The sequence below is a fragment of the Chitinophaga sp. G7 BAM 1005 genome (assembly GCF_057126945.1).
Map to the genome: position 1 here is coordinate 3,645,491 of NZ_CP181478.1, position 24,305 is coordinate 3,669,795.

A 24,305-nucleotide genomic window follows, 5' to 3' on the forward strand; every position below is an offset into this window, starting at 1 on the left:
TTAATTTTCTGTGAGTTTAAATAGAAATGGCAACAGATACGTTCAGGATTTTTTCATATTTATATCCAGGATACGACCGTGAGGATTATTGAGAACATTCACCAGGATGTTTTGGTAGTACCGCATAAATATTTGAATAGTGGCATGTTCATACAACTCACTACTGTACACAAATGCAATGCGAATGCCTTCTCCTTTACCGGGGTATACTTCCGCTTTGAGTTCGTACCGGGTTAGTCTCCGTTCCTTTCTCGTGTCTATTGTTGTGAACGCCAGCAGATCCAGCTCCACTTCATTGTCAAGAAAGTTTGCATAGGAAAAATGAATATGAATAAGCTTTTCATGTTTATCTCTTTTTATCAGCGACAACATCTCATCAAATTGAAAACCCTGGTTGTCAAATGCATTTAAAACGCAATCTTTCACCGCTGCTAAAAAACCGTCGTATGGCAATTCCCTTTCTACCTGCACTCTCAGTGGCAGCTCATTTACAAATGTGCCGACTATATCGCGGAACTCAGGCCTGTTCCTGCCGATTGTATCAGACCCAACTATAATATCGGTGTTACCTGACACCCTGGCTAGCAGGATATAATACACGGAGAGCAGGAACATAAATTCCGATACGTTTGCACTGGCAGTAAATTCCCTGATCCGGGCATAAAGTTCATCATCAATTACCAACTCGCTGCTGGCGGCGGTGTAAACAGTCACTTTATCCCTGTTCATCATCACCGGCAGGTCGGGAGCACGCAGCTCGCCAGACAACTGCCTCCTCCAAAATTCCCTTTGAGCAGTATACGCACCTCCTTCAGCGTGTTGCCATACTGCATAGTCGATATACCTGTAGGGAAGATGTTTCAGTTCTTCACCCTTATACGCCAACTTAAATTCATTCATTAAAATGTTAAGCGAAATGCCATCACACACAATATGATGTATGTCAATCAACAAAATATTCCCCAGTCTTTTGTCCTTTAACAAACCTACTCTTAGCAGCGGAGGGGTGGACAAATCATGCGGTTTGACAAAATCAGCCAATGCGGCGGCGGCATCGTTATATTTCCCGGCGTCCAGCCTGGAAATACTGAACGTTACCACTTCTTCCACTTGTTGAACCACTGTATCATCTGCCATAAACAAGCAGGTTCTCAATGCCTCATGTCGCCGGATCAGGTATTCAAATGTTTGCTGTAAGTTATCAGGATCTACTTCCCCTTCCAGCTTGTAGGCACTGTTGATGTTATAAGCAAGGCTGTCTCTTTGGGACACCTGTTCATAATACAACCGGCGCTGCGCCGCAGAAGCCGGGTAAAAAGGTGCTTCACCGGCTCTTATAAAAGCAGGCAGGAGATTTTTATGATGGTTCACAATAAGGCTGCTAAGCCCTCTTACGGTGGGGTGTTCGAAAATATCCCTTAAAGTAACTACCGAAGAAAATGTACTGTTAATGGCATTAATTAAGCGATGGGCGATAATGGAGTGTCCGCCGATGGCGAAGAAGTTGTCCTCCACCCCAACATTATTTTTCTCCAGGTGCAAAACATCCGCCCAAACTACGATCATTTTTTCCTCCATTGCATTCGCGGGCGGTGCATAGCTTTCTGATGGCAGGAATTCAGGATCCGGCAAAGCCTTCCTGTCCAGTTTGCCGCTGGCTGTGAGCGGCATCTGTTCCAGCTGTACAAAAGCCCCAGGAATCATATAACCGGGCAACTGGCCTTTCAAAAAGTCCCTTAGCCGGGTTTCATTGATCTGATCTTCCGCAGTATAATAAGCTACCAGGATTTTGTCGTTGCCTCTTTCTTTTACAGTCACCACTACTTCTTTCAGCATACCGGACAAAAGCAGTTGATTTTCTATTTCCCCCGGTTCTATCCTGATTCCCCTGACCTTTACCTGGTTATCGATCCTGCACAAAAACTCCACATTACCATCGGGAGTCCATCTTGCAAGGTCTCCTGTTTTGTAAATCCTTTCCCCTTTTATAACGGGGTGCTGTATAAATTTTGAATCTGTCAGCTCCGGATTATTCAGGTATCCCCTGGCCAGTCCTGCACCCGCTATGTGCAGTTCACCGGCAACCCCTACCGGTACAGGTATACCATTTGCACTGAGTATATATAGCCTGGTGTTATCAATTGGCTTACCTATCGGCACAGGCTTCGATGTTTCCTCCATCGTGCAGTTGTAGTGCGTAACGTCCACCGTTGCCTCTGTAGGACCATATAAATTGATCAGCGAGCTGCCACAATTCCTGAATAAAGAATCCCGGAACATGACAACATGTTCGGCCTTCAACTCCTCCCCACTTGAAAATACCTGTTTCAGGGTATGCAGGCGGGTAAAATCAAATGTGGCATCTAGCGCCGGGAGAAAGGCACTCAACATAGACGGAACAAAGTGTATGGTAGTCACGCCATTTTCGGATATGGCAGCAACTATTTTCGAGGGTTCCTTTTCAGCTCCCGGCTCCAGCAGGCAAAGCGAAGCACCGGTAAATGCCCACCAAAAGAGTTCCCAAACAGAAACATCAAATACCAGCGGCGTTTTCTGTAGCAGCACACTCTCTTCCCGGAGCGGGTATTCCTTTTGCATCCAGTATAGGCGGTTGATAACTGAATGATGTTCAATCATCACCCCTTTGGGTTTTCCGGTGGAACCGGATGTAAATATGATATAGGCAAGATCCTGACCTGACAACCCCGCATTTTCAAATCCAGCCGGCTGTGAAAGTATTTCAGGGATTACCCTGTTCAAATCCAGCAGCTGGTAATCATTGCTGCATTGCATGTCGCCGGAAGGATTCCGGGCCAATACCATCCGAATACCGGCGTCTTTTAAAACGGACTTTATTCTTTGCGCGGGATGGCCGGGATCAACCGGAACATACACACCACCGGCTTTAAGGATACCAAATATAGCCGGTATCAGCCACTCATTGCGCTCCATCATTACCCCAACCAGCTCTCCTTTCTTCAGACCTTTTACTTCACTCAGATAACGGGCTGTTTTGTCAACCCTTTCCTTGAGTTCCAGGTAAGTATTGCTCCCATGATGAAAACGAAGCGCAATATTATCCGGCGTCTTTCCCACCTGCTCATCAAATACCGCGGTAATGGTCTTATTGGGGTAGGCTGTGGCGGTATCATTAAACCGGTGAAGCAACAGGTGCTGCTCATCGGGGGGAACCATTTCAATATTTGCCAGGCTGATGTTGACATTATTGACTACCTCATTGATTATCTGCTGAAAATAGCCAGCCCATCTTTCAATCGTCTGCCTTTCAAATAAATCCGCTGCATACTCAAACTCGAAAGTAAATAAGGACTGGTGTTCTGCCACTAGTAGGGAGAGGTCGAATTTGGAAATTTCCTTTGTTGCTTTCAGCCTCGACAATTTCATCCCTGGCAGTGAAAACTCCTGTTGTTCAAAGTTCTGCACGGCCATAAAAACATCAAACAGGGGATTACGGCCGCTTCCTCTATCTATCTCCAGGTCTCTTACCAGCATTTCATAATCCCGGTCCTGGTGATCGAAAGCCTCAATAGCTGTTAATTTTATCTCCTGCAGGAAGTCCCGGAAAGAGCGATCCGCACGTGGAAAATTTCTCAATGCAATCGTATTGACAAAGGGGCCTATTGTCCTTTCCACGTCTTCATGAAACCTGCCGGAAGTTGGTGTACCCACTACGATATCTTCCTGATTTGTCAGCTTACTGAGCAGGATATTATACACAGCTAGCAACAGCATGAATATAGTAGTATGCTCCTCCCTCGTTATACTCCTAAGCCTGGCCGACTGAAGTTCATCTAACTGAAAAATAACTGCACTGCCTTTATAGGTCTTATGAAGCGGTCTTGAAAAATTGTATGGCAGATCAATCACCGGGGGAACGGGCGAAAATTTGGCAACCCAGAATGCCCGCTGCTGCTGTATTTGCTCTTCCTTTATCCTATTTTGTTGCCATTCCGCATAATCTTTATACTGCAATCTCACCCCGGGCAGCGGCTGATCATTATACAGGGAGAGGAATTCCTGCATAAGCACACTGTTGGATATTCCATCGGAAATGATGTGATGAATATCTACAATCAGTATTTTTTCCACGTCAGATTCAAAAAGCCCCACCCTTATAAGAGGAGCGTGCTTCAGGTCGAAGGGCCGGATAAATCCCTGTACCTTTGTTTGCATATCGGTGTGTTCCTGCTGATAGTGTTCGATGGAAAAACCGGGTGCTGCCAACACGCTTTGCACTATTTCTCCATCCACCACTTTAAATTGTGTCCGTAAAGCTTCATGCCTGCCGATCAGCTGCCTGAAGCTATCCTCCAGCTTCAGCACATCTAACGCACCTACAATTCTTACGCCCTGCGGCATATTATAAGCGAGGGACATCCTGTTCATTTCATGGAGAAAATAAAGCCGTTTCTGAACGGCCGACAGCCGGTAACAGCCGGTACCGGACGTTATGCGAACAGGAGGGGCCAGTTCATTTGAACTCGCTGAACTGAAAAAGTCAAGTATCTCTGGCTTCCGGCTCCTGATAGATGCAATAACTTCGGGTGTAAGTGCCGCCTTATCGCCACGGACTTTTACATCGTTATCAGCAACAGAGATTACAATGTTATTCTCTTTTCTTAACCGGGTGATGTACTCATCTATTCTCATAACGATATTTCAATTACGTCATCATCGCCTTCGAACGCATGTTCAGCCGGCAGTATGGTGGCAATATAAGATGCAAGCTCTGTTATGGTTTGTCTGACAAAAACTTCTTTTAGCGGAATTCGTACTCCCAAAGTTTTATTCAGCCTGTTTAACATAGTAATTGCTTTCAAAGAGTGTCCCCCAAGCTCAAAAAAGCTTGTTGTTACCCCTATCTGTTGCTCATCCAGTTTCAGCACTTCCGCCCAGATGATGACCAGTGCCCTTTCCAGGTCATCTGCAGGCGCTGCAATATCCATTGTTTGTTGTATTTCCGGAGGAGGCAATGCATTGCGGTCCACCTTTCCGTTAGACGACAAGGGGAACTGATCCAGTTGAACCAGGTATGCCGGAAGCATATATCCCGGTAGCAAGGTGCTTAAATATTTTCTCAGGTCTGACTTATCTGTTTTCTGTCTGGCAACATAATACGCGCATAAAAAAGGCGCTGCACCATTGTCGCTTCTCACCATGACCACCGCATCCGTTATGCCATCATACCGGAGAATATTATGTTTCAGGTCATCCGGCTCAATACGTATACCGCGTATTTTAATCTGCTGGTCTGTACGACCTAAAATTTCAAGTTTACCATCTTCATGCAGGCGGCCAATATCCCCTGTTCTGTATATCAGGTCATTGTTGTCTTCAGCAAACGGATTCTGTATAAACAGGGCATTGGATATCCCGGCATCCACGAGGTAGCCGGCGGTTCTATATGGCGTACGTATATATACTTCGCCCCTTACTTTCTCCGGACAAGCGTTCAATGTATCGTCCAATACCATGAACTGGGCTCCCGGCATAGCAGTTACAGGTATGAAGGACGCGAGGTGGTCTGTTGGTTTGATGAAATAAAATCCTTTTACCAGTGTTGTTTCTGTAGCACCATAGAGATTAATCAGCTGAATGCTGTCTCCAAACCTGGCATACCAGTCACTCAACTCATAGGGTAAAATCTTTTCACCGGCCAGCAATATCCATTTCAGCTGGTGAAAAACCGGCCCGGACAAATCGCCTGTCCTGATCAGTTTGAAAAGACTGGGGACACAATGAATCAGATTTATCCGCTCGCGCTCTATCCAGGCAATGAGACTATCTCCGTCGGCAAAGATGTCTTCATCCGGAATACAAAGCGTACCGCCGGCACAAAGCGCTACGAAAATATCTCTCATGGATGCATCGAATCCCGGGCTGGTGAACTGACTGATCCTGCAGGACTGTTCTACTTTCAATGTACTGATTTCCCAACCGATGAAATGCGAAAGGCTTCCGTTCCTGCCCGCCACTCCTTTAGGGGTACCGGTTGTGCCGGAGGTAAAGTAAGCATATATAATATCCTCTATTGTATAATCGTTTGCCCGCTCAAACAGTGAAGAAGCACGCTCAGCTTCCTCGCCGGTAACAGACACCCACTCCGGCCGGCCAGCAAAAGGTAACTGCGCTACCACCTCCGATTCCTGATCAGTGAGGATCAATTTCATTTGCACACTGTTCACCATTGCGGCCAGCCGATGATCCGGCAAAGTTGGGTCCAATGGTACAAATGCCAGCCTGGCTTTTAAGAGTGCTACCATCGAACATACCTGCAGGTATTTGTTTCTGCAAAAAACACCCACAAATGAACCGGGCGCTAACCTCAACGATGAAATAGTATTGGCGATTCTGTTGATGGTTGATTCCATTTCCGCATAGGAATGTGCAACACCGTTATATACTACCGCATCGTTCTGGCTATGTTGACGAAATGATGTGCGGAGCCGTTCCTGTATGGTCATCCTGCCATGCGCTACTTCGATGTCAGCTGAAAACGTTGCTTTCATTGTGGCATCAGCCGCCTCATCGAACACACTGATACTGCTCAAAGTGGACAATGGACGGATGGCAATACTGTGAATAATATGCTTCAGTCCACTGAGCACCTGGTCAATAGTAGCCTGATCGTACCTGCACTGATTAAAATCAAGTTGTATGGTAAAGTCATTCTGCGGCAGTATGCGTACAATAAGGTCATAATTGGTTTTGACATTATAGGCTGCAGAGATGATATCAAAGCCTTTCCCATTCTTCTCTGCAGCTGACATATCTTCCAGTTGCCTGGCAACGGGGTAGTTTTCAAATACCATGATATGATCTATCAGCTTCCTGCCCAACTTACTGAAAGACTGAAGTTCTGATAAAGAATGGTAGTGATACTGCTCGCTCCGGAGGTCATCCTCCTGCGCTGCCTTCAGCAATTCGCTCAAACTGCAGTCCAGGTCTATTTTAAGCCTGACAGGGACTGTATTAATAAACAATCCAACCATGGTTTCCACCCCTTCAATCTCCGCAGGGCGACCTGAAACCACGGCTCCATAAACAACATCTTTCACATTGTTAAAACGGGCAAGCAGGATACCCCATGCCACTCTTATAATGGTGTTAATTGTTACGCCATATCCGACGGAAACCTTTGCCAGTGATGCGACCACTTCCTGTGTCAGCTTTAACTCACTGATCAGGTGACTGCCCTGCGCCATTTCACCCACAGCAATTTCTTTTTCTGGTAAACCTGCCAGCAGATCATATCCTTCCAGGTAAGTTTTCCAGTAACGTGCGGATTCGTTCCTGTCTCTGCTCTCCAGCCAGTCTATATACCGGGAATACGGTTTAACAGCAGCATTGATAAGGGATTCACTTAATTGCAGCTTCGTATAAATTTCGTTGAAGTCCTTTACGATAATACCAATACACCAGCCATCCATCAGTATATGATGGTGGCTCCATATCAATTCATATTTCCTGTAACCAGTTTGGAGTACGGTCAGTCGCATCAGCATATCTTTCTGTAAAAGGAAAGGTTTCAACCGGTCGTGGTTCCGGTATACTTCCAGGACCTGTTCCCTGCCCGATTCCAGGCATTCATCCTGCACGTCGTGATAATGGAAGTCCATCTTCCTTTCTTTTAGTACTACCTGCAACGGGCGATGATACCGGTCATGTAAAAACTGTGTCCGTAGCACTGCGTAACGTGCTACCAGCATATTCATGGCCGATTCAACCGCGGCAATATCCAGCTCGCCTTCAATATGAATGACGGTTTGACCATGATAATCTTCTGCATCAGGATTTAATAACGAGTGAAACAGAATTCCTTCCTGCGTGGGAGACAGCGGATAAATATCTTCCACCTCCTGCTGCTCCTGTAATTCGTCCAGCAAACCTACGGGGATACTTTTGCAGGTAAGATCGGAAGGACACAGTAATAGCCTTTGTCCGGAGCCGCAGTAATCAATTAACTCACCTAAGCATTCCCTGTATGCATTCATGAACGAGCTTATCGTATCCGGACGGTACTGTGATGTGCTATAGTTCAGCTGTACCTGCAGCTGGCCGGAGCTGATCATTGCAACAATATCCCAATCATACAATCGCACATCTTCCGGCGAGATCGTTTCTCCATGAGGATCCGAAGTGATCTTATAAGATCTGCCCGCGGTATCACTATCGAACTGACCCAGGTAGTTAAACATGATTCCGGCGCCTTTCTCCTGCCCTTCCGGACCTGACCTGCGCTGCTGCATGAGCAGGTAGTCCATTCCTCCGTTCGGGACATTTCTGAGTGTTTCCCGAATATCGCGGATCAATACACCCAGGTCATCGCTGTTGCTGGTTAGTACTACAGGATAAATACTCGTAAACCAGCCTATAGTGCGGCTCACATTGACCGTACCACCAATATCCGAGCGGCCATGACCTTCCATGTCAACGCGTAGTTCCGGCACCGCATACTGCCTGTGCATACTCAGGTAAAGGGCGGCCAACAATATATCATTCACCTGCGTATGTTGCGCATGGTGTATTAGCTTCATGGTAAGGTTACTGTCTAAGGCAAAAACCTCTCGACGTATGGAGGCCTGCATTCCCCGGGCACCTGGATAATCTTGAGGTAAACGGAAAACCGGTTGTTCATCTATCCGGAGCCAATGCATGCCGGCTGACCGGTAGGCATCACTTTCCGCATACGACAACAAAGCAGCGGACCATTGCTGGAAGGCGTCTGTCTTCAACGGTAGTGACAGTGTCTCTCCCTGCACAGCCTGACGATATAATGTTTCGATATCCTCGAACAGTATCCGCCAGGAAACACCATCGATGACCAGGTGATGAATAATCAATACCAGGCGGCTGCCGTCCGGTACATGAAACAGCCCGAGCTTTAACAACGGGCCCGTGGCAAGGTTGATACCTGATTGAAGGGCATTACAATGTGATATGAAATCGGCCTGCCAGTCATCTTTCTTATACAGGTCAACCACCTCCAGTGATACCGGCATACCAGTATCCTGGTTGCGCTGAACCACTGTATCGCCCTGTTCTTCAAACACCATACGTAATGCATCATGATGATCCGTCAGCTTCCTGAATATTTTAAGCACCCGATCTTCGGCTAGCTGCTCCGGGAAGTGAAGCACCACCGACTGGTTAAAGTGATGCTTTTGTTCCAGTGGGCCATCAAAGAACCATTGCTGGATCGGCGTCAACCCAACTTCCCCCGATACCGCTGCCTGAGAAGAAATAGCGGACAAACGTCTCAGTTTCAACGACAACTCACGGATAGTCTGACTGCCGAAGATATCCCTGATTGTTGTTTCATATCCTGCGGAACGAAGACGTGAGGTAATTTGTATGGATTTGATAGAATCGCCACCCAATGAAAAGAAGTTGTCGGTAACGCTTACCTGTGCGATGCCCAGTACACTTAACCATATTTCTGACAGCAGTTTCTCTTCCGGCGTAACAGCTGGTACGAACGCTCCTGATGATGACACTTCAGGATCAGGCAAACCACGCCTGTTTATTTTTCCGTTCGGAGTTAAAGGCATGGATTCCAGTTGCACAAACAAGGCAGGAATCATATAATCCGGCAGCTGTTGCTGCAGGAAAGTACGCAATGAAGCTGCCGGAACAGGTGAAGCCGACACGAAATACGCAATCAGGGATTTTGTTCCATTCAATTCCCTGATAATCACCGCCGCCCCCTGAACTTGTTCGTGTTTCAGCAGGCAATTCTCGATTTCACTCAATTCTATTCTGAACCCACGTAACTTTATCTGGTTGTCTATTCTGCCCAGGAACTCGATATTACCATCCGGCAGCCACACGCCAAAATCGCCTGTTCTATACATTAATCCCGACCCGCTGATGGTATCGGGTAAAAATTTCGTGTTGGTCAGATCGTTATTATTCAGGTATCCTTTTGACACCCCGATACCTGCAATACAAATCTCTCCTTTTACGCCAGGCGGTTGCAGCTGTTGACGACTATCCAGTATGTATAACAGGGTATTGTCCACCGGCTTTCCAATCGGTATAATGTGATTCTTCTGTACATCATAATCCTCCACTACATAGTAGGACACTACATCCGTACATTCGGTAGGGCCGTAAGAGTTCATGACCTTTGCCTGGAAGTGGCCGGATTTTATCCAGCCGGCAAAAACACCCATATTGATATTCTCTCCTCCCAATACAACATATCTGATGTATTTGAGGCGATCATATTTATTGGGAGCACATTCTTCCAGTAAAGGATAAAAGGCTGCAGGCGCACAGTTTACCATGGTTACTTTTTCAGCTGCTATTGTAGCTAACATTTTAAGATAATCATGCTGTATCTCCTCTGCCAAAGTCAACCTTGATCCTGTTACTAATGGTGCGAAAAAGTTTTTCTGTGCCAGGTCAAAGGCGATAGGGGCTATCAGCAGGAAATTATCGGCTGTGGTTGTATCCAGCGCCCTCACATACCAGTTCACCAGGTTCAGGAACGAAATATTTTTAATGGCGGCACCTTTCGGGTTTCCGGTAGACCCTGAAGTGTAGATCACGTAGAACAGGTCGGCAGCGGAAGCCCGCGGGAAAGTCCCGGTCACAGGAACATCCTTTATGCTTTGTTCCAGTGTATCATACCGCAAAATGTTTGTATCAGTTATGCTATATACATCTTCTTCCGGAATATCAGTGATCAGTACTTTCATTTTGCTATCCCTGGCCATAAATCTGATCCTTTCAACAGGCGTTTTGGGATCAATCGGAAGATAGCAGGCGCCCGACCGTAAAATTCCCATGATAGTAAACACCAGGCGTTCTGATTTTTGCATCAGTACGCCTACCACGTGATTTACGCCAACACCGTGCTCTTTATTCAGGTACAGTCCGATCCGGCGGGCTTTGTGCATTAGTTCAAGGTATGTCACGGCTATGCTACCAGATGTGACTGCAATATTATCCGGTGTTTTTGCCACCTGTTTTTCGAACAGTGAAATAATATTTTCTTCCTGATCAATGTCAACAGCGGAATCATTGAATTCAACCAGCAACTGGTCTATTTCTGTCTGATTCATCAGGTTGCCTGTAATTACCAGGGCATGAGGGGACATTACAATATTATTCAGTGCGCTTTCAAAATATTGAATGAATCGTTGAATAAAGGTTTGTTTGAATTTCTGTGTCGAGTAGTTTATGCTGATTTCAAAATTCCCATTCCTGGTACTGATGTTAAAATCGAGATCGGTATTTGTAACTGCATAAGATTTGATATCCAGGTCGGCGGATATCGTTGCGGGCGCATGCCTGTCAGTCTCGTATAAGGCCTCATTGTAGATATGGAAATCCACGTAATTAAAGATCGAATCAAACAGCGGATTTTCGTTAACCCCTGCGCGATCAATGAGTTTAAGTATGTCAAATAATGACAACTGCTGATACCTGCCAACATCAATCATCTTTTTATCGACCAGCTGCAGCAATCCGTTCCAGGAAAGCTCATTGGGGAACCTGAATCTGTAAGGCACGGTATTCAGGAAGCAGCCCAGTACCTGGTCTCCGCCTTCTTCCGCGGGGCGGTTGCTGGATACCAGTCCTACAATTACCTCATCGTTATAAGTAAACATCTTCAGAACAGCCAGGTAGGCCGACACCAGGATTGTTTTTATACCAATCCCTTTATCCCTGGAAAAAGAGGTCAGTTTTTCATATAGCTCGCCTGAAAGCCGTTGCTGTTCCTGTCCTACACTATGCCGTTTTACATGCCCTGTATCCGCCAGTTCCTGTTTGGCAACGTCATGCAATTCCTCCTGCCAGTACTGGGATATTGCCTTATTACGTTTGGCGAGCAGTTCCTGTATCACATAGTGTTTATAGGAAACGTTGATGGCTGCCGGGCGGAACGAGCGATCCGCCAATAATTTCAGATAAGTGTTATTGAGTTCCGTCATGAATGAGGCAACACTCCATCCATCCATAATCGAATGGTGACATACCCATACCAGGAAATAGTTTTCATGAGACAACCTGAAAATATTCATTCTCCAGAGAGGAGGCTGTTCATAATTGAAGGGCGCCTGCCTGTCGGATGCCATAAATTCAATTACAGTGGACTGTTGCTCATTTTTCTCCAGGTGTGAGATATCAGAGAAACGGATAGCTGCGTCAATGTGTTTGTATTCAACATGCAACGGCACTTCATAATCACTCATATTGAAGGCAGCCCGGAGCACCCCATGCTTTTCAACCATCAACTGCAAGGCTTGCTGAAACAAATCGGCGTTGAATGAGATATAGCGAACATTGAATGTACTCTGATCATGATACAAAGCGCCTTCACTGGCAGAAAGAGAATGATAGATCATTCCTTTTTCGATATCGCTCATCGGAAAAACTTCCGCTATATTTTCACGGCCCATAAAACTGGCATTCAGCTCATCCAGCTCCTGCATAACCTTCCCGGCAGCGGCAACAGCAAGAGGTTCCTGTTGCTTTGTTTCGAATCGCTTTGCCAACAGGGAGATAGTAGGACACTCAAATATGTCAATTAACCCGATACCCGTAGCGGCCCGTTTCCTGATGGCGGGCAGCAGCCTTATCGCCTTGATGGAATCGCCTCCTATAGCAAAGAAATTATCTGATAAAGAGATGGCACGCGTACCAAGTACTTCTTCCCACGCATCCAGCATTATTTTCTCGCTGTCTGTTTCAGGCGCTGTACCGGCATCCTGTTTTCCAACCCCCGGCATGGGTAACGCTGCTTTGTCAAGCTTTCCGTTTGAGGTTAACGGGAAGTAATCCAGGTAAACAAAATAAGACGGGATCATGTAGTCCGGTATTTTCTCCAACAGGTAGGTGTGCAATGTGGTACTGCTTATTTCCTCCTCAGCAGTATAATAGGCCACCAGGTATTTGTCGTCTTCCTTTTCACGGGCTTCCACCACCACTTCACCAATATGGCTGTTACCTGATAAGGCATGCGCTATTTCTCCCAGCTCTATTCGGAAACCTCGTAATTGTACCTGGTGGTCTTTCCTGCCAAGGTATTCAATTTCACCACCGGGCAACAGACGGCCAAGGTCGCCGGTGCGGTAAAGCCGCCCGCCGGTTTTATACGGATCCTGTACAAACTTTGCAGATGTTAAGGCTTCGTTGCCCAGGTAGCCCCTGGAAACGCCCGATCCGCCTACGTATAACTCACCGGTGACCCCTGCCGGAACCAGCCGCTGATGCGCATCCAGCAGGTAAACAGATAAAGTAGGGATAGGTTTGCCGATGTTGCTGATATTACTGCCGATCTCTTTTTCTGTGATCTCTTTATAGGTAACATGCACGGTCGTTTCCGTAATCCCGTACATATTAATCAGCTTAACAGCAGGATACATCTCCCGCCACGATTGCAATTTCCCCGGCCTCAGGGCTTCTCCCCCGAAAATAACATAGCGTAAAGACAGCCCCGTTACAGACAATTGCAAAAGATTATAAAAAGCGCTGGGCGTTTGATTCAGCACCGTCACCCCTTCTTCCCGCAATAATTTAAGATACAAACCTGTATCACGCGCTGTCATCTTCGGAACGATAATCACCTTACCGCCGGTTAACAATGCCCCAAAAATCTCCCATACACTGAAATCAAAGCAATGACTATGGAACATCGTCCAAACATCCGTGGGACCAAAAGAAAACTGGAAATCATCGTTGCTGAGCAACCGCACTACATTACGATGCTCTACCATCACTCCTTTGGGATTCCCTGTTGTTCCCGAGGTGTAAATAACGTAACATAAGTTCGATGGTAACGGCTTGTCAGCCAAAACAGCGGGGAACTGCTCCCGGTCTTCTATCCGCACCACCGCTATACCTGGCTTTACCTGGTCAGCAAATTCCTCTGTTGTCAGCACCAGTCGCGTCTGACTATTATCCAGCAGGTAATTCCTCCTTTCCTCCGGATAGGTAATATCAACCGGCAAATAGGCGCCACCGGCTTTCAGAATACCCAGCATGCCTACTACCATTTCTATCGAACGGTCCATCAAAAGACCTACTACAGCATCAGGTTTCACTCCCCGGGCCGTTAGCTGCGCGGCCACCTGCCCCGCCTGTTCATCCAGCTGGGCATAGGTAATAGCGACGCCTTCATATTGTACGGCTGTATTCCCCGGCCACTTGGTTACCTGTTCATCAAACAGGTCCAGTATCGTTTTATCTTTAGGATAGTGGCTGTTGGTATAGTCCAGGCTATCTACCAGTGCTGCTTTCTCCAATTCAGAGAGCAGCTCGATTCCGTATAGGGTTAATGCAGGTGCAGCTACCATCCGGCTAAGTACCTGTTGCAGGTGATGCAACATATTTCTGATAATCTCATCAGCATATGTGTTACTATTATAACTGATTTTCAGCAGGATGTCTTTCCCGGGATATATCGTTACCCAAAGGTCATAGTTCGTTTTCTCGTATGTTTCTACCGCTGTGATGCTGAGTCCATCGCTGATATTCTTCACGTCTTCATCAAGCGGGTAATTCTCGAAGGCCATGATGTGGGTGAACAAACGGCTGCCCAATTCATTTAGTCCCTGTATTTCTGACAACGGATAATAATGGTGTAAATTCGCTTCCAGGTCCTGCTGCTGTGTATCTTTTAGCAGTTCTTCCACTACCGCTGCATTATCCAGTATAATTCGTACTGGTACGGTATTAATAAATAAACCGACCATCGATTCCACACCGGCAATTTCACCGGGGCGGCCGGATACGACCGTACCAAATACAACATCGTCCAAATTGCAATAGCGACCGAGCATTATTCCCCAGGCTACTTTAAATATTGTATTAATGGTTACCCCCACTTTTGCAGAAAGTGATTCAATGGATTTTGTCAGCTCCTCACTGATAGGCGCCTGATGTGTAACGATAGTATAGGATGAACTATCTGAAATACGCAAGGCTTTCCCGGGCAGATCCGCCTGTTGGGTATATCCCCCGAGATACTCCTTCCAGTAGGCGGCCGATTTATTTTTGTTTCTCGTCTCTAACCACTCTATATAACGGGAATATGGCGTTACCATACCCATTGAAATGGATTCGCCGGACAACATCCTGGTATAAACTTCTTTAAAATCCCTGACGATAATACCAATACACCAACCATCCATCAGTATGTGGTGATGGCTCCATAAAAGCTCATACTCCCTGTGCCCCGTTTTGAGAACTGTCAGCCGCATTAACCTGTCTTCCTCCAACAGGAAAGGTTGGGACCTGTCAAGATGCCGGTAAGCTTCCAGCACCTGCTTTCTACCTGATTCCAGGCATTCTTCACGAACGTCGTGATATTGGAAGTCGATTTTTCCACTCTTTAACACTACTTGCAGCGGGCGATGATAACGATCATGCAAAAACCGTGTCCGCAGTACTGCATAACGTGCTACCAGTGCATTCATGGCCGATTCAACCGCCGCAATATCCAGTTCGCCATCCATATGGATAAGCATCTGTTCAAAGTAATGATCGGATCCTTTATCCAACAAAGCGTGAAATAAAAGCCCTTCCTGTGTGGGAGACAGCGGGTATATATCTTCCACCTCCTGTTGTTCCTGTAACTCATCCAGCAAACTTACCGGGATGCTTTTCCAGGTGAGATCAGAAGGACTCAGTAATATTTTCTCTCCGGAGCTGCAGTAATCAATGACTTCACTCAAACACTCCCTGTATACATCCATGAATGCGGCTATCGTATCCGGACGATATTGAGACGTGCTATAATTCAACTGTACCTGTAACTGACCGGAGCTGATCATCCCGATGATGTCCCAATCATACAACCGTATTTCTTCCGGCGAGATGGTTTCCCCATGTGGATCTGAAGAGATACCATAAGATCTGCCCATGGTGTCGCTGTCGAATTGTCCCAGGTAGTTAAAACTGATCCCGGTGTACTTGTCGTGCCTTTCCGGAACTGACCTGTGCTGCTGCATGAGCAGGTAGTCGATCCCTCCGTTAGGAACACTGCTGAGCGTTTGCCGGACATCGCGGATCAATACGCCGAGGTCATCGCTGTCGCTTGTTAGTATAACGGGATAAATAGTCGTAAACCAGCCTATAGTGCGGCTTACATTGACCGTAGCGCCAATATCTGAGCGGCCATGTCCTTCCATGTCAACACGTAATACCGGTATCGCATACTGCCTGCGCATACTCAGGTAAAGGGCGGCTAACAACATATCATTCACCTGCGTGTGTTGCGCATGGTAAAGTAACTTCACAGTGGTATTACGGTCTAAGGTAAAGGCTTCGCGTCGTAAGGAAGTGCGTCGTCCCTGCGCAACGGGGTAGTCCCGATGCAGCCGGAAGACAGGCTGCTCATCGATCCGGGACCAGTACGCACTGGCCGAACGGAAGGCATCGCTTTCTGCATACCGCAACAAAGCAGCAGACCACTGCTGGAAAGCATCCGTCTTCAACGGTAGCAATAGCGTTTCTCCCTGCGCGGTTTGACGATATAACGTTTCGATATCCTCAAACAGGATTCGCCAGGAAACACCATCAATAACCAGGTGATGAACAATCACCACCAAGCGGCTGCCGTCTGGCGTATAAAACAATCCAAGCTTCAACAGCGGGCCTGTGGCCAGGTTGATACCCGACTGAAGGGCATTACAATGTAATATGAAATCTGCGTGCCTGTCATCTTTTTTATATAGTTCAATTACTTCCAGGGACACCGGCACACCGGTACCTAGGTTGCGCTGAACAATTGTCCCTCCCTGTTCTTCAAACACCATGCGTAAAGCATCGTGATGATCAGTCAGCTTTCTGAATATGTCAAGTACGCGGTTTGTCTCTATCCTCCCGGGGAAGTGAAGCACTACCGACTGGTTAAAATGATGCCGTTGTTCAAATGGGTTCTGGAAGAACCATTGTTGAATGGGCGTCAATCCAACGTCTCCTGTTACTGCTGTTTGGGAAGAGATGGCTGATAAACGTCTCAGCTTTAACGATAATCCCCTGATGGTCTGACTGTCGAAGATATCCCTGATCGTTGTTTCATACCCTGCCGAACGAAGCCGGGACATGATTTGTATGGATTTGATAGAATCACCTCCCAGTGAGAAGAAATTATCCGTTACACTAACCCTTGCGATTCCCAGTACATTTAACCATATTTCTGAAAGCAGCTTTTCCTCCGGTGTAACAGCCGGTACGAACTCTCCGGTTGAGGATATTTCAGGATCGGGTAAACCGCGCCTGTTGATTTTTCCGCTCGAAGTCAAAGGCATAGATTCCAGTTGTACAAACAGGACAGGCATCATGTACTCCGGCAGTTGCTGCTGCAGGAAAGCACGCAACGAAGCTACAGGAACGGGTGACGCTGATACGTAGTAGGCGATCAGTGATTTTGTTCCATTCCCTTCCCTGATGATCACCGCTGCTCCCTGAATCTCTTCGTGTTCCAGCAGGCAGTTTTCAATTTCACCCAGTTCTATTCTAAAGCCACGCAACTTTACCTGGTCATCTGTTCTGCCCAGGAATTCGATATTACCGTCAGCATCCCACATCCCAAAATCCCCTGTTCTATACATCATTTCACCGGGATAAAAAGGATTTGGCACAAATTTCTGCGACGTGAGATATTCATTATGCAGGTATCCCTTTGCCAGTCCATACCCGGAAATGCAAAGTTCTCCCGGTACGCCAACAGGTTGCAATTCATTATTCAACCCAAGGATCAATATCCTGGTATTGGCTATCGGCTTTCCAATCGTAATCTGTGCCGGCGCCTCATTCTTCATAGCAAGAATGGAAGTACAAACTGTATATTCCGTAGGTCCGTATGCGTTCAGGAAAGTCCGCCCGGGCGCCCATTGCAATGCAATCTTCCTGTCACAGGCCTCTCCTGCAGAAATAATGGCCCTCAGCTGGTGCAGGCCCTCAGCGGGCAACACCCTTAAAACAGATGGAGGAAGCGTAACAACATCAATAGCCTGTTCTTTCAGCACTGAATACAGAACATCCGCAGAAAAAGTATCAGATCTTTTGAAGATGACTAATGTAGCTCCAGAAGATAGTACCGGGAAAATTTCCGCAACAGACGCGTCAAATCCCAGAGACGAAAACTGTAGCAACCTGGTTGCAGGAGCGAGTGCCAATACGTTTGTAAAAACCGTTGCCAGGTTAGCCAGGCCTTTATGCCCCAGGAGCACGCCTTTCGGCCTTCCGGTAGATCCGGATGTATAAATAATATAAGCATTATCCCTTTCCTGCACTTCCCGGCCACCGGGCGTACCGGAAAACAGATCTCCTTCGCTGAGCAAATCATCCTGTAATAGAAAATCCGGCAGGAAGCTGTCTGGCAGACCCTCCTGGCCTGTTATAACCCGTGTGCCTCCGGAAAGAAAGTCACGATATTGCCTGTCAGTGATACAATATCCCGGTTTACTCTCTTCCAGGATTGACCAGATCCTCCCCGCCGGCCAACGCGGATCCAGTGGCAGGTAAACTGCTGCGGCCTTCATCACGCCCAGTATATTGGCAATTGTAGCAGCGGAGCATTCCTGCAGGATACCTACAATATCACCATGCAATACCCCTTTCTCCATCAGTATCCCGGCCACCTGATCAGACCTCTCATCCAGCCGTTTATAGGTCATGCTTTCATACACCTTCCGGCTGCCTGTGGTTACAACGGCGCCCTCTTCGCTAAAGATTTTATGGTAGAATGGTTCACTACGGAAACGTTGCGGGAAATGAGGCAAGTCGGTATTAAAATCAATTTTCTCACCGGAGGTCCGGGTCAAACAACCTTTGATGCTAAAGTCGGGATTAATTCCGTTATCATTCAGCCGCCTGTCAATCACCATCTCAATCATATCGCCCTTGCCAACCGCAAGCCCGGGGTAAAAAACAGGCACGAATACCGGCAGCCAGCAATATTCATAGTTAATGGTATCCAGTACTTCTCCATTTGTGCCTGGCATTGTTAACCACACCAGGAATCCCTGTATAGTATCCACCCTCCGGATATAGAATTTCACAGCGTGGCTATCTTCCGGTTTTACCGCTCCCTCACTAAAATCCAGGTCCTCAAATGTTTCAGGGCCGGATAAAAGATATTCCTTTGAAAAGTTCTTCAGACAAAGCCTTATATCTACACTTCCACCGATGTAATCAAATGTTTTGCGGACATAAGGAGCAGAAACATCAGAAAAACCTGGTGTATCAATAAAATATCCGGGTAAGCTAACCGGTGCAATCCTGGTGAGATTTCTGCCGGGAATCATAATACCGTCTTCTTTCAGAAAACGCCTGGCATTATTCAACACCACAGCGGCGCCTTCGCAGCCTCCTATAGGGCCTACCAACTCCGACAAACATATATCAGCTTTCTCGGGTAAGTTCACCAGCATGGCATCTCCGTGAATCAGGTGAATTTTCTGATCCAATCCGGCATCCTTTAAAAACTGTTTTGCTTTGTTATAGGTTTCTTCCAGTATTTCGATCGCATACACTTTTTCCGCACCAGCTTCTATGCATAACCTCGACAATATAGCATTCGGACCTGTTCCGATTTCCACCACCACCTTTCCTTTCACATGTCTTCTGATCTCGTTTTCATACCATGCATTTCGTCTTACATCGTTCGTCATCGCATGGTACAACATGTCATCATAAATAAAATACTCTGCCGTAGAAGGCCATAATTCCATCGGGTTAGCTACTTCATCCCGAATGGCCACGGTATCCGGATGCTGTGCTGCCTGTTGCTTAAACCGTTCCAGCACGGTAGCCGCCTGCGTGCCGGCAGGTGTAATACAGTTGAATTCGTGCAGGATCTGATGCTGTTCAACAGGATTAATCAGCTGGATCGTAGCGATACTGATGTTCCTATCGGAGGTAACCGCCGATACTACATTTGTGAAAAATTGCACAAACCTTTTTATGGTGGCTTCCTTAAACAGATCTGTCGCGTACTCAAAACTTAAAAACAGCTGACTGTCTTTCTCGTATGCCCGTAGGGTAATATCGAATTTTGAAATGGCATGTGCTGTTTTAAAAACAGAAATCTTCAGACCAGGGAGTACGAGCTCCTTTTCTCTGTAGTTCTCGTACGAAAGTGCCACATCAAACAAGGGATTGCGGTTCGTCTTTCTTTCAATACTGAGATCATCAATTAACTGTTCATATGGGTAGTCCTGGTGATCAAAGCAGGACAACATCTTGTTTTTCACTTCCAGTAAAAATCCACTGAAAGATTTGCCGGCAGCAGGATGATTTCGTATAGGTAATGAATTAACAAACATACCCACCATCGTTTCCAGGTCTGCATGCTGTCGCCCTGCTACCCCTGTTCCGATAACAATATCGTCTTCCCCCGTTAGTTTGCACAAAAAGATGTTAAAGACGGACATTACTGCCATATACATGGTAGCGCCGGCTTTTTCTGCTATTGATTTTAGCTGCTGTGTTTCCCGGACGGGGATAGAAAAATCAACCGCATGTCCATTAAAGCTGTTAATTACAGGTCTTGGAAAATCTGCCGGCAAATCCAGCTGCTGAGGCGATTCCGAAAATTCCTTCAACCAGAAGTCCCGCTGGGTAAGCATCTGGCATTGTTGCACTTCACCGGCCTGCCAAACTGCAAAATCCTTATACTGGCGTTTTAGTTCAGGGAGGTGCACTCCGTTATACAAAGACATAAACTCATCAAAAAGCACCTGCTGGGAAACGCCGTCACTAACAATATGATGGGTATCTACCATCAGGATATGCTCCTTCTCCGACAACTCAATAATACCCACCCTGATCAATGGGGGTTTTTCAAGATCAAATGGTTTAACGAAGCTTTTCACCATCTCCTCCACATCCGGAAGCTGTGCTTTATAGTATACACAATTCATCGCTACATCCGGAAACACACACTGCACCGGCTCTCCATCTTTCACAAAAAAACCAGTCCGTAAAATTTCATGACGGGATACGAGTATTTTTAATGACTGTTCAATCCTCGATTTGTCGAGGGCCCCCTCCAGCATCATCACGATACCACCATTGTAAGCAATGGAATGCTTATCATACTGATATAAGAAATAAAGGCGGTTTTGCCCGGATGAAAGCTTATAATATTCCTGCGCGGGCGCCTTTTGAATGTCTATATGCTTACGGGTTTCCGACTGCGCCAGTAATAACGCTAAACTTCTTACTGTCTGGTGTTGGAAGAAGTCTTTTATGGAAACAGATACCTGAAATACCTTATAAACCCTGCTCGCCAGCACTATAATGTGCAGGGAGTGACCGCCAAGCTCTGTGAACGTACGATCGATACCAATGTCCTCCTTATTCCGCTTCAGAATAGCCGACCAGATCTCAATCAATTTTTCTTCTGTTTCGGTGGTGGGAGCGGTATAACCAAGTTGTTTTACGGATGGCGCCGGCAGGGCATTCATGTTAATTTTGCCATTCGCAGTTAAAGGCCATGCTGTCAGATGAACAATAAACGCAGGAATCATATAGTCCGGCAACACATCAGCAAGAAAATCTTTGATGCCCACTTCGCTCAACAGACTTTCAGAGAGATAATAGGCCATCAAAATAGTATCGTCATCCTGCGCTTCGGCCTTCACCAATACCTGGTCAACACCATCAAGCGACAGCATCGCCGTTTCAATTTCAGACAGCTCTATCCTGTATCCTCTTACTTTTACCTGGTGATCCTTTCTTCCTAAAAATTCAATATTCCCATCCTGCAGCCACCGGGCAACATCCCCTGTCATATACATTCTGGCCCCGCCTTCAAAAGGATTAGCGATAAACCGCTCATCAGTTAAGTCCTGTTGCCCCAAATATCCAATGGCCACTCCTGCTCCTGCGATATACAAATCTCCTTTCATGCCGATAGGAACAGGCATAAGGTGTTGATTCAATATATAACACCGGGCATTGCTGATTGGTTTTCCAATAGTGGGTGCTTTCTTAAAGTCCAACAGCTGATCGCGGCGAACATATCTTGCTACCGCGCCAATAGTTGTTTCAGTTGGTCCGTAGTGATTGATAATTTCTATGGATGGATGCTGTACGAATGTTTGTTCTATTGCCCGCACCCTGATCTTTTCTCCGCCCAGTATCACCAACCTTAAGCCGGTTGCGGTTTTAAAATCAGGATGATCTGTTACAGCGCCATACAGGGAAGGCGTCAGCTTCAGGTAAGTAATATGGTTTTGCCGGATGTACCGGAGAAAAAAGGCGGGCTGCATGTAAACTTCCGCAGGTAATATATGCAATTCTGCACCGGACAATATGGAGGAAAATATTCCTGTATAACCCAGATCGAATGCAAATGATGTTACCAATGCGGTTTTATCAGTATAGTTTATCTTTGCGAATTTGTTAATCCAGGCGGTATAATTAATCACATTCTCATTTGAAATCATGACGCCCTTAGGTATGCCACTGGTTCCTGAAGTATATATCACATACAGCAAATCACCGGGCTTAATGGTCACCAACGGGTTTTCCGGGGAACTGTTATTCAGGTCCGGATTATCCAGCGCCAGCTGATCAATTCCAACAGGAACATCAACCAACAGTTGTTGCTGCGTCAATATTAACCGGCAGCCTGCATCCTCACAAATTTTCTTCAGCCTGGATACAGATGTTTCAGGGTTGACAGGCAAAAAGGCAGCCCCGGCTTTTAATATTCCCAGCATTCCTATCATCATTTCAACGGAGGGTTCTACCCGCAAACCGATGATATCCAGACCCGGATGACTATTCAGTACCGCGGCCGCCACCTGATTGGCCCGCTTATTTAATACGGCATAGGAAAGCCTGGTTTCTCCAAATACTACCGCAATATGATCCGGGTAAGCAGCCACCTGCCGCTCAAACATTTCAATAACAGACTGATAAGGTGGTATATCGGCCTTCGTATCGTTAAAAGCATACAGGATGGTATCCTTTTCAGCCGCGTCTAACAGCAGCACCTCACTGACAAGCCTATCCGGGTAAGTTAGCACATCCCCGATAAGGCGAATGAAGTAGCTTGCAAATTTCTCTATATAGTCCGTTGAAAAAATACTGCTCTTGTAGTTGAAGTCGATCACCAATGCTTCATCGGTAAATACCTGGATAGACAGCGGCAGGTTTGTATTCTCATAATACCCGTACAGGACGATATTCAATCCATCTACGCTGTCTAGAATATGCTGATCAACCGGATAGTTTTCAAAGCCGATACTCGACTGAAACAGGCTCTCATTTGCGGTGATGCCAACTGCCTGGTTAATTTCGTGCAAAGATGAATGATGAAATTGACTTCTCTCTATCAATCCCTTATTCACACTTTTCACCAGCGATTCGATCGTTATCCGCTCATCAACATGAATTCTTATTGGAATAGAATTGATAAAATTCCCCACTACCGCCTGGCTCCCCTGCACAAAGGGGTTCCTGTTAGATACGGTCGTTCCAAACACCACATCATTTGTATTACCATACTGTTGCAGCAGCAGGCCATAAGCCGTATAAATAACTGCCGCTTTCGTAACTTTATTCTTTTTCACAAATTCATCAAGGCCATCCAGTTTTTTATTGATCCTAAGCTTGCTGACATCCTGCGACACTTCTCCCTGGTTAGCAACCTCCGACAAAGGGTGTCCAATTTCATATCCCTCCAGGTAGTTCTTCCAGTAATTTCCTGACGCCTCGTGATCCACCAGTTGCCAGCTATCCGCATAAACAGCGCCAAAGCCAGGTTTATCAGTGTGTTCAGGCCGAGCCCCCTTATTAAGGCTATTATAATACCGGAGCAAATCTTTTATCACGATTGCTGTACTCCATCCATCATATAAAATATGATGATGTGTGATGACGATAATGAAATCTTCCGTTGCTTTCTGAAAGACACGAACCCGCAGAGGCAAGACTGTCAGGTCAAATTTCTCCTGCTGATCGTTCAACAGTTCCTGCGTGATTATACCTGCAGCTGTCTCAGGGTTATCTTTTGAGTAGTCGTAATATTTAATGTCGAGATCACAGGACTTCAGAATTATCTGTATAGGAGCCTTTATTTCCTCCCATCTGAATACAGATCTCAATACATCATTCTCCGACTGTAGCAGGGAGAATGCCTGTCTCAGGACGTTCATATCGAGCGGTCCCGATACCGCGAAGGATATCTGGACATTATAAAGATTATAATCTGCTTCCTTCAAATAATGATACAACATGCCCTTCTGGACCATACTAAGCTCGCTGATCTCCTGCACATTTGATTTCTCAAGCTTCTTTTTCAAGGGAATAGG

Annotated in this window: 2 protein-coding genes; both read right to left on the minus strand. The window is 46.3% G+C overall.

Annotated features, from left to right (window positions below; genetic code table 11):
* Window positions 1–42: 42 nt before the first annotated feature.
* Entirely contained in the window at window positions 43–4,671 is a 4,629-nt protein-coding gene (locus ACMXI2_RS14475) for an amino acid adenylation domain-containing protein (RefSeq protein WP_483782274.1), read from the minus strand.
* On the minus strand, window positions 4,668–24,296 hold the full coding sequence (locus ACMXI2_RS14480; protein ID WP_483782275.1) for an amino acid adenylation domain-containing protein: 19,629 nt from the start codon (window positions 24,294–24,296) through the stop codon (window positions 4,668–4,670). The genes ACMXI2_RS14475 and ACMXI2_RS14480 overlap by 4 nt, the downstream gene beginning before the upstream one ends.
* Window positions 24,297–24,305: the final 9 nt, after the last annotated feature.

Bases quoted from the DNA above. Each gene is read 5' to 3' on its own strand.
- ACMXI2_RS14475 (WP_483782274.1), bottom strand. From the start codon at position 4,671: ATGAGAATAGATGAGTACATCACCCGGTTAAGAAAAGAGAATAACATT.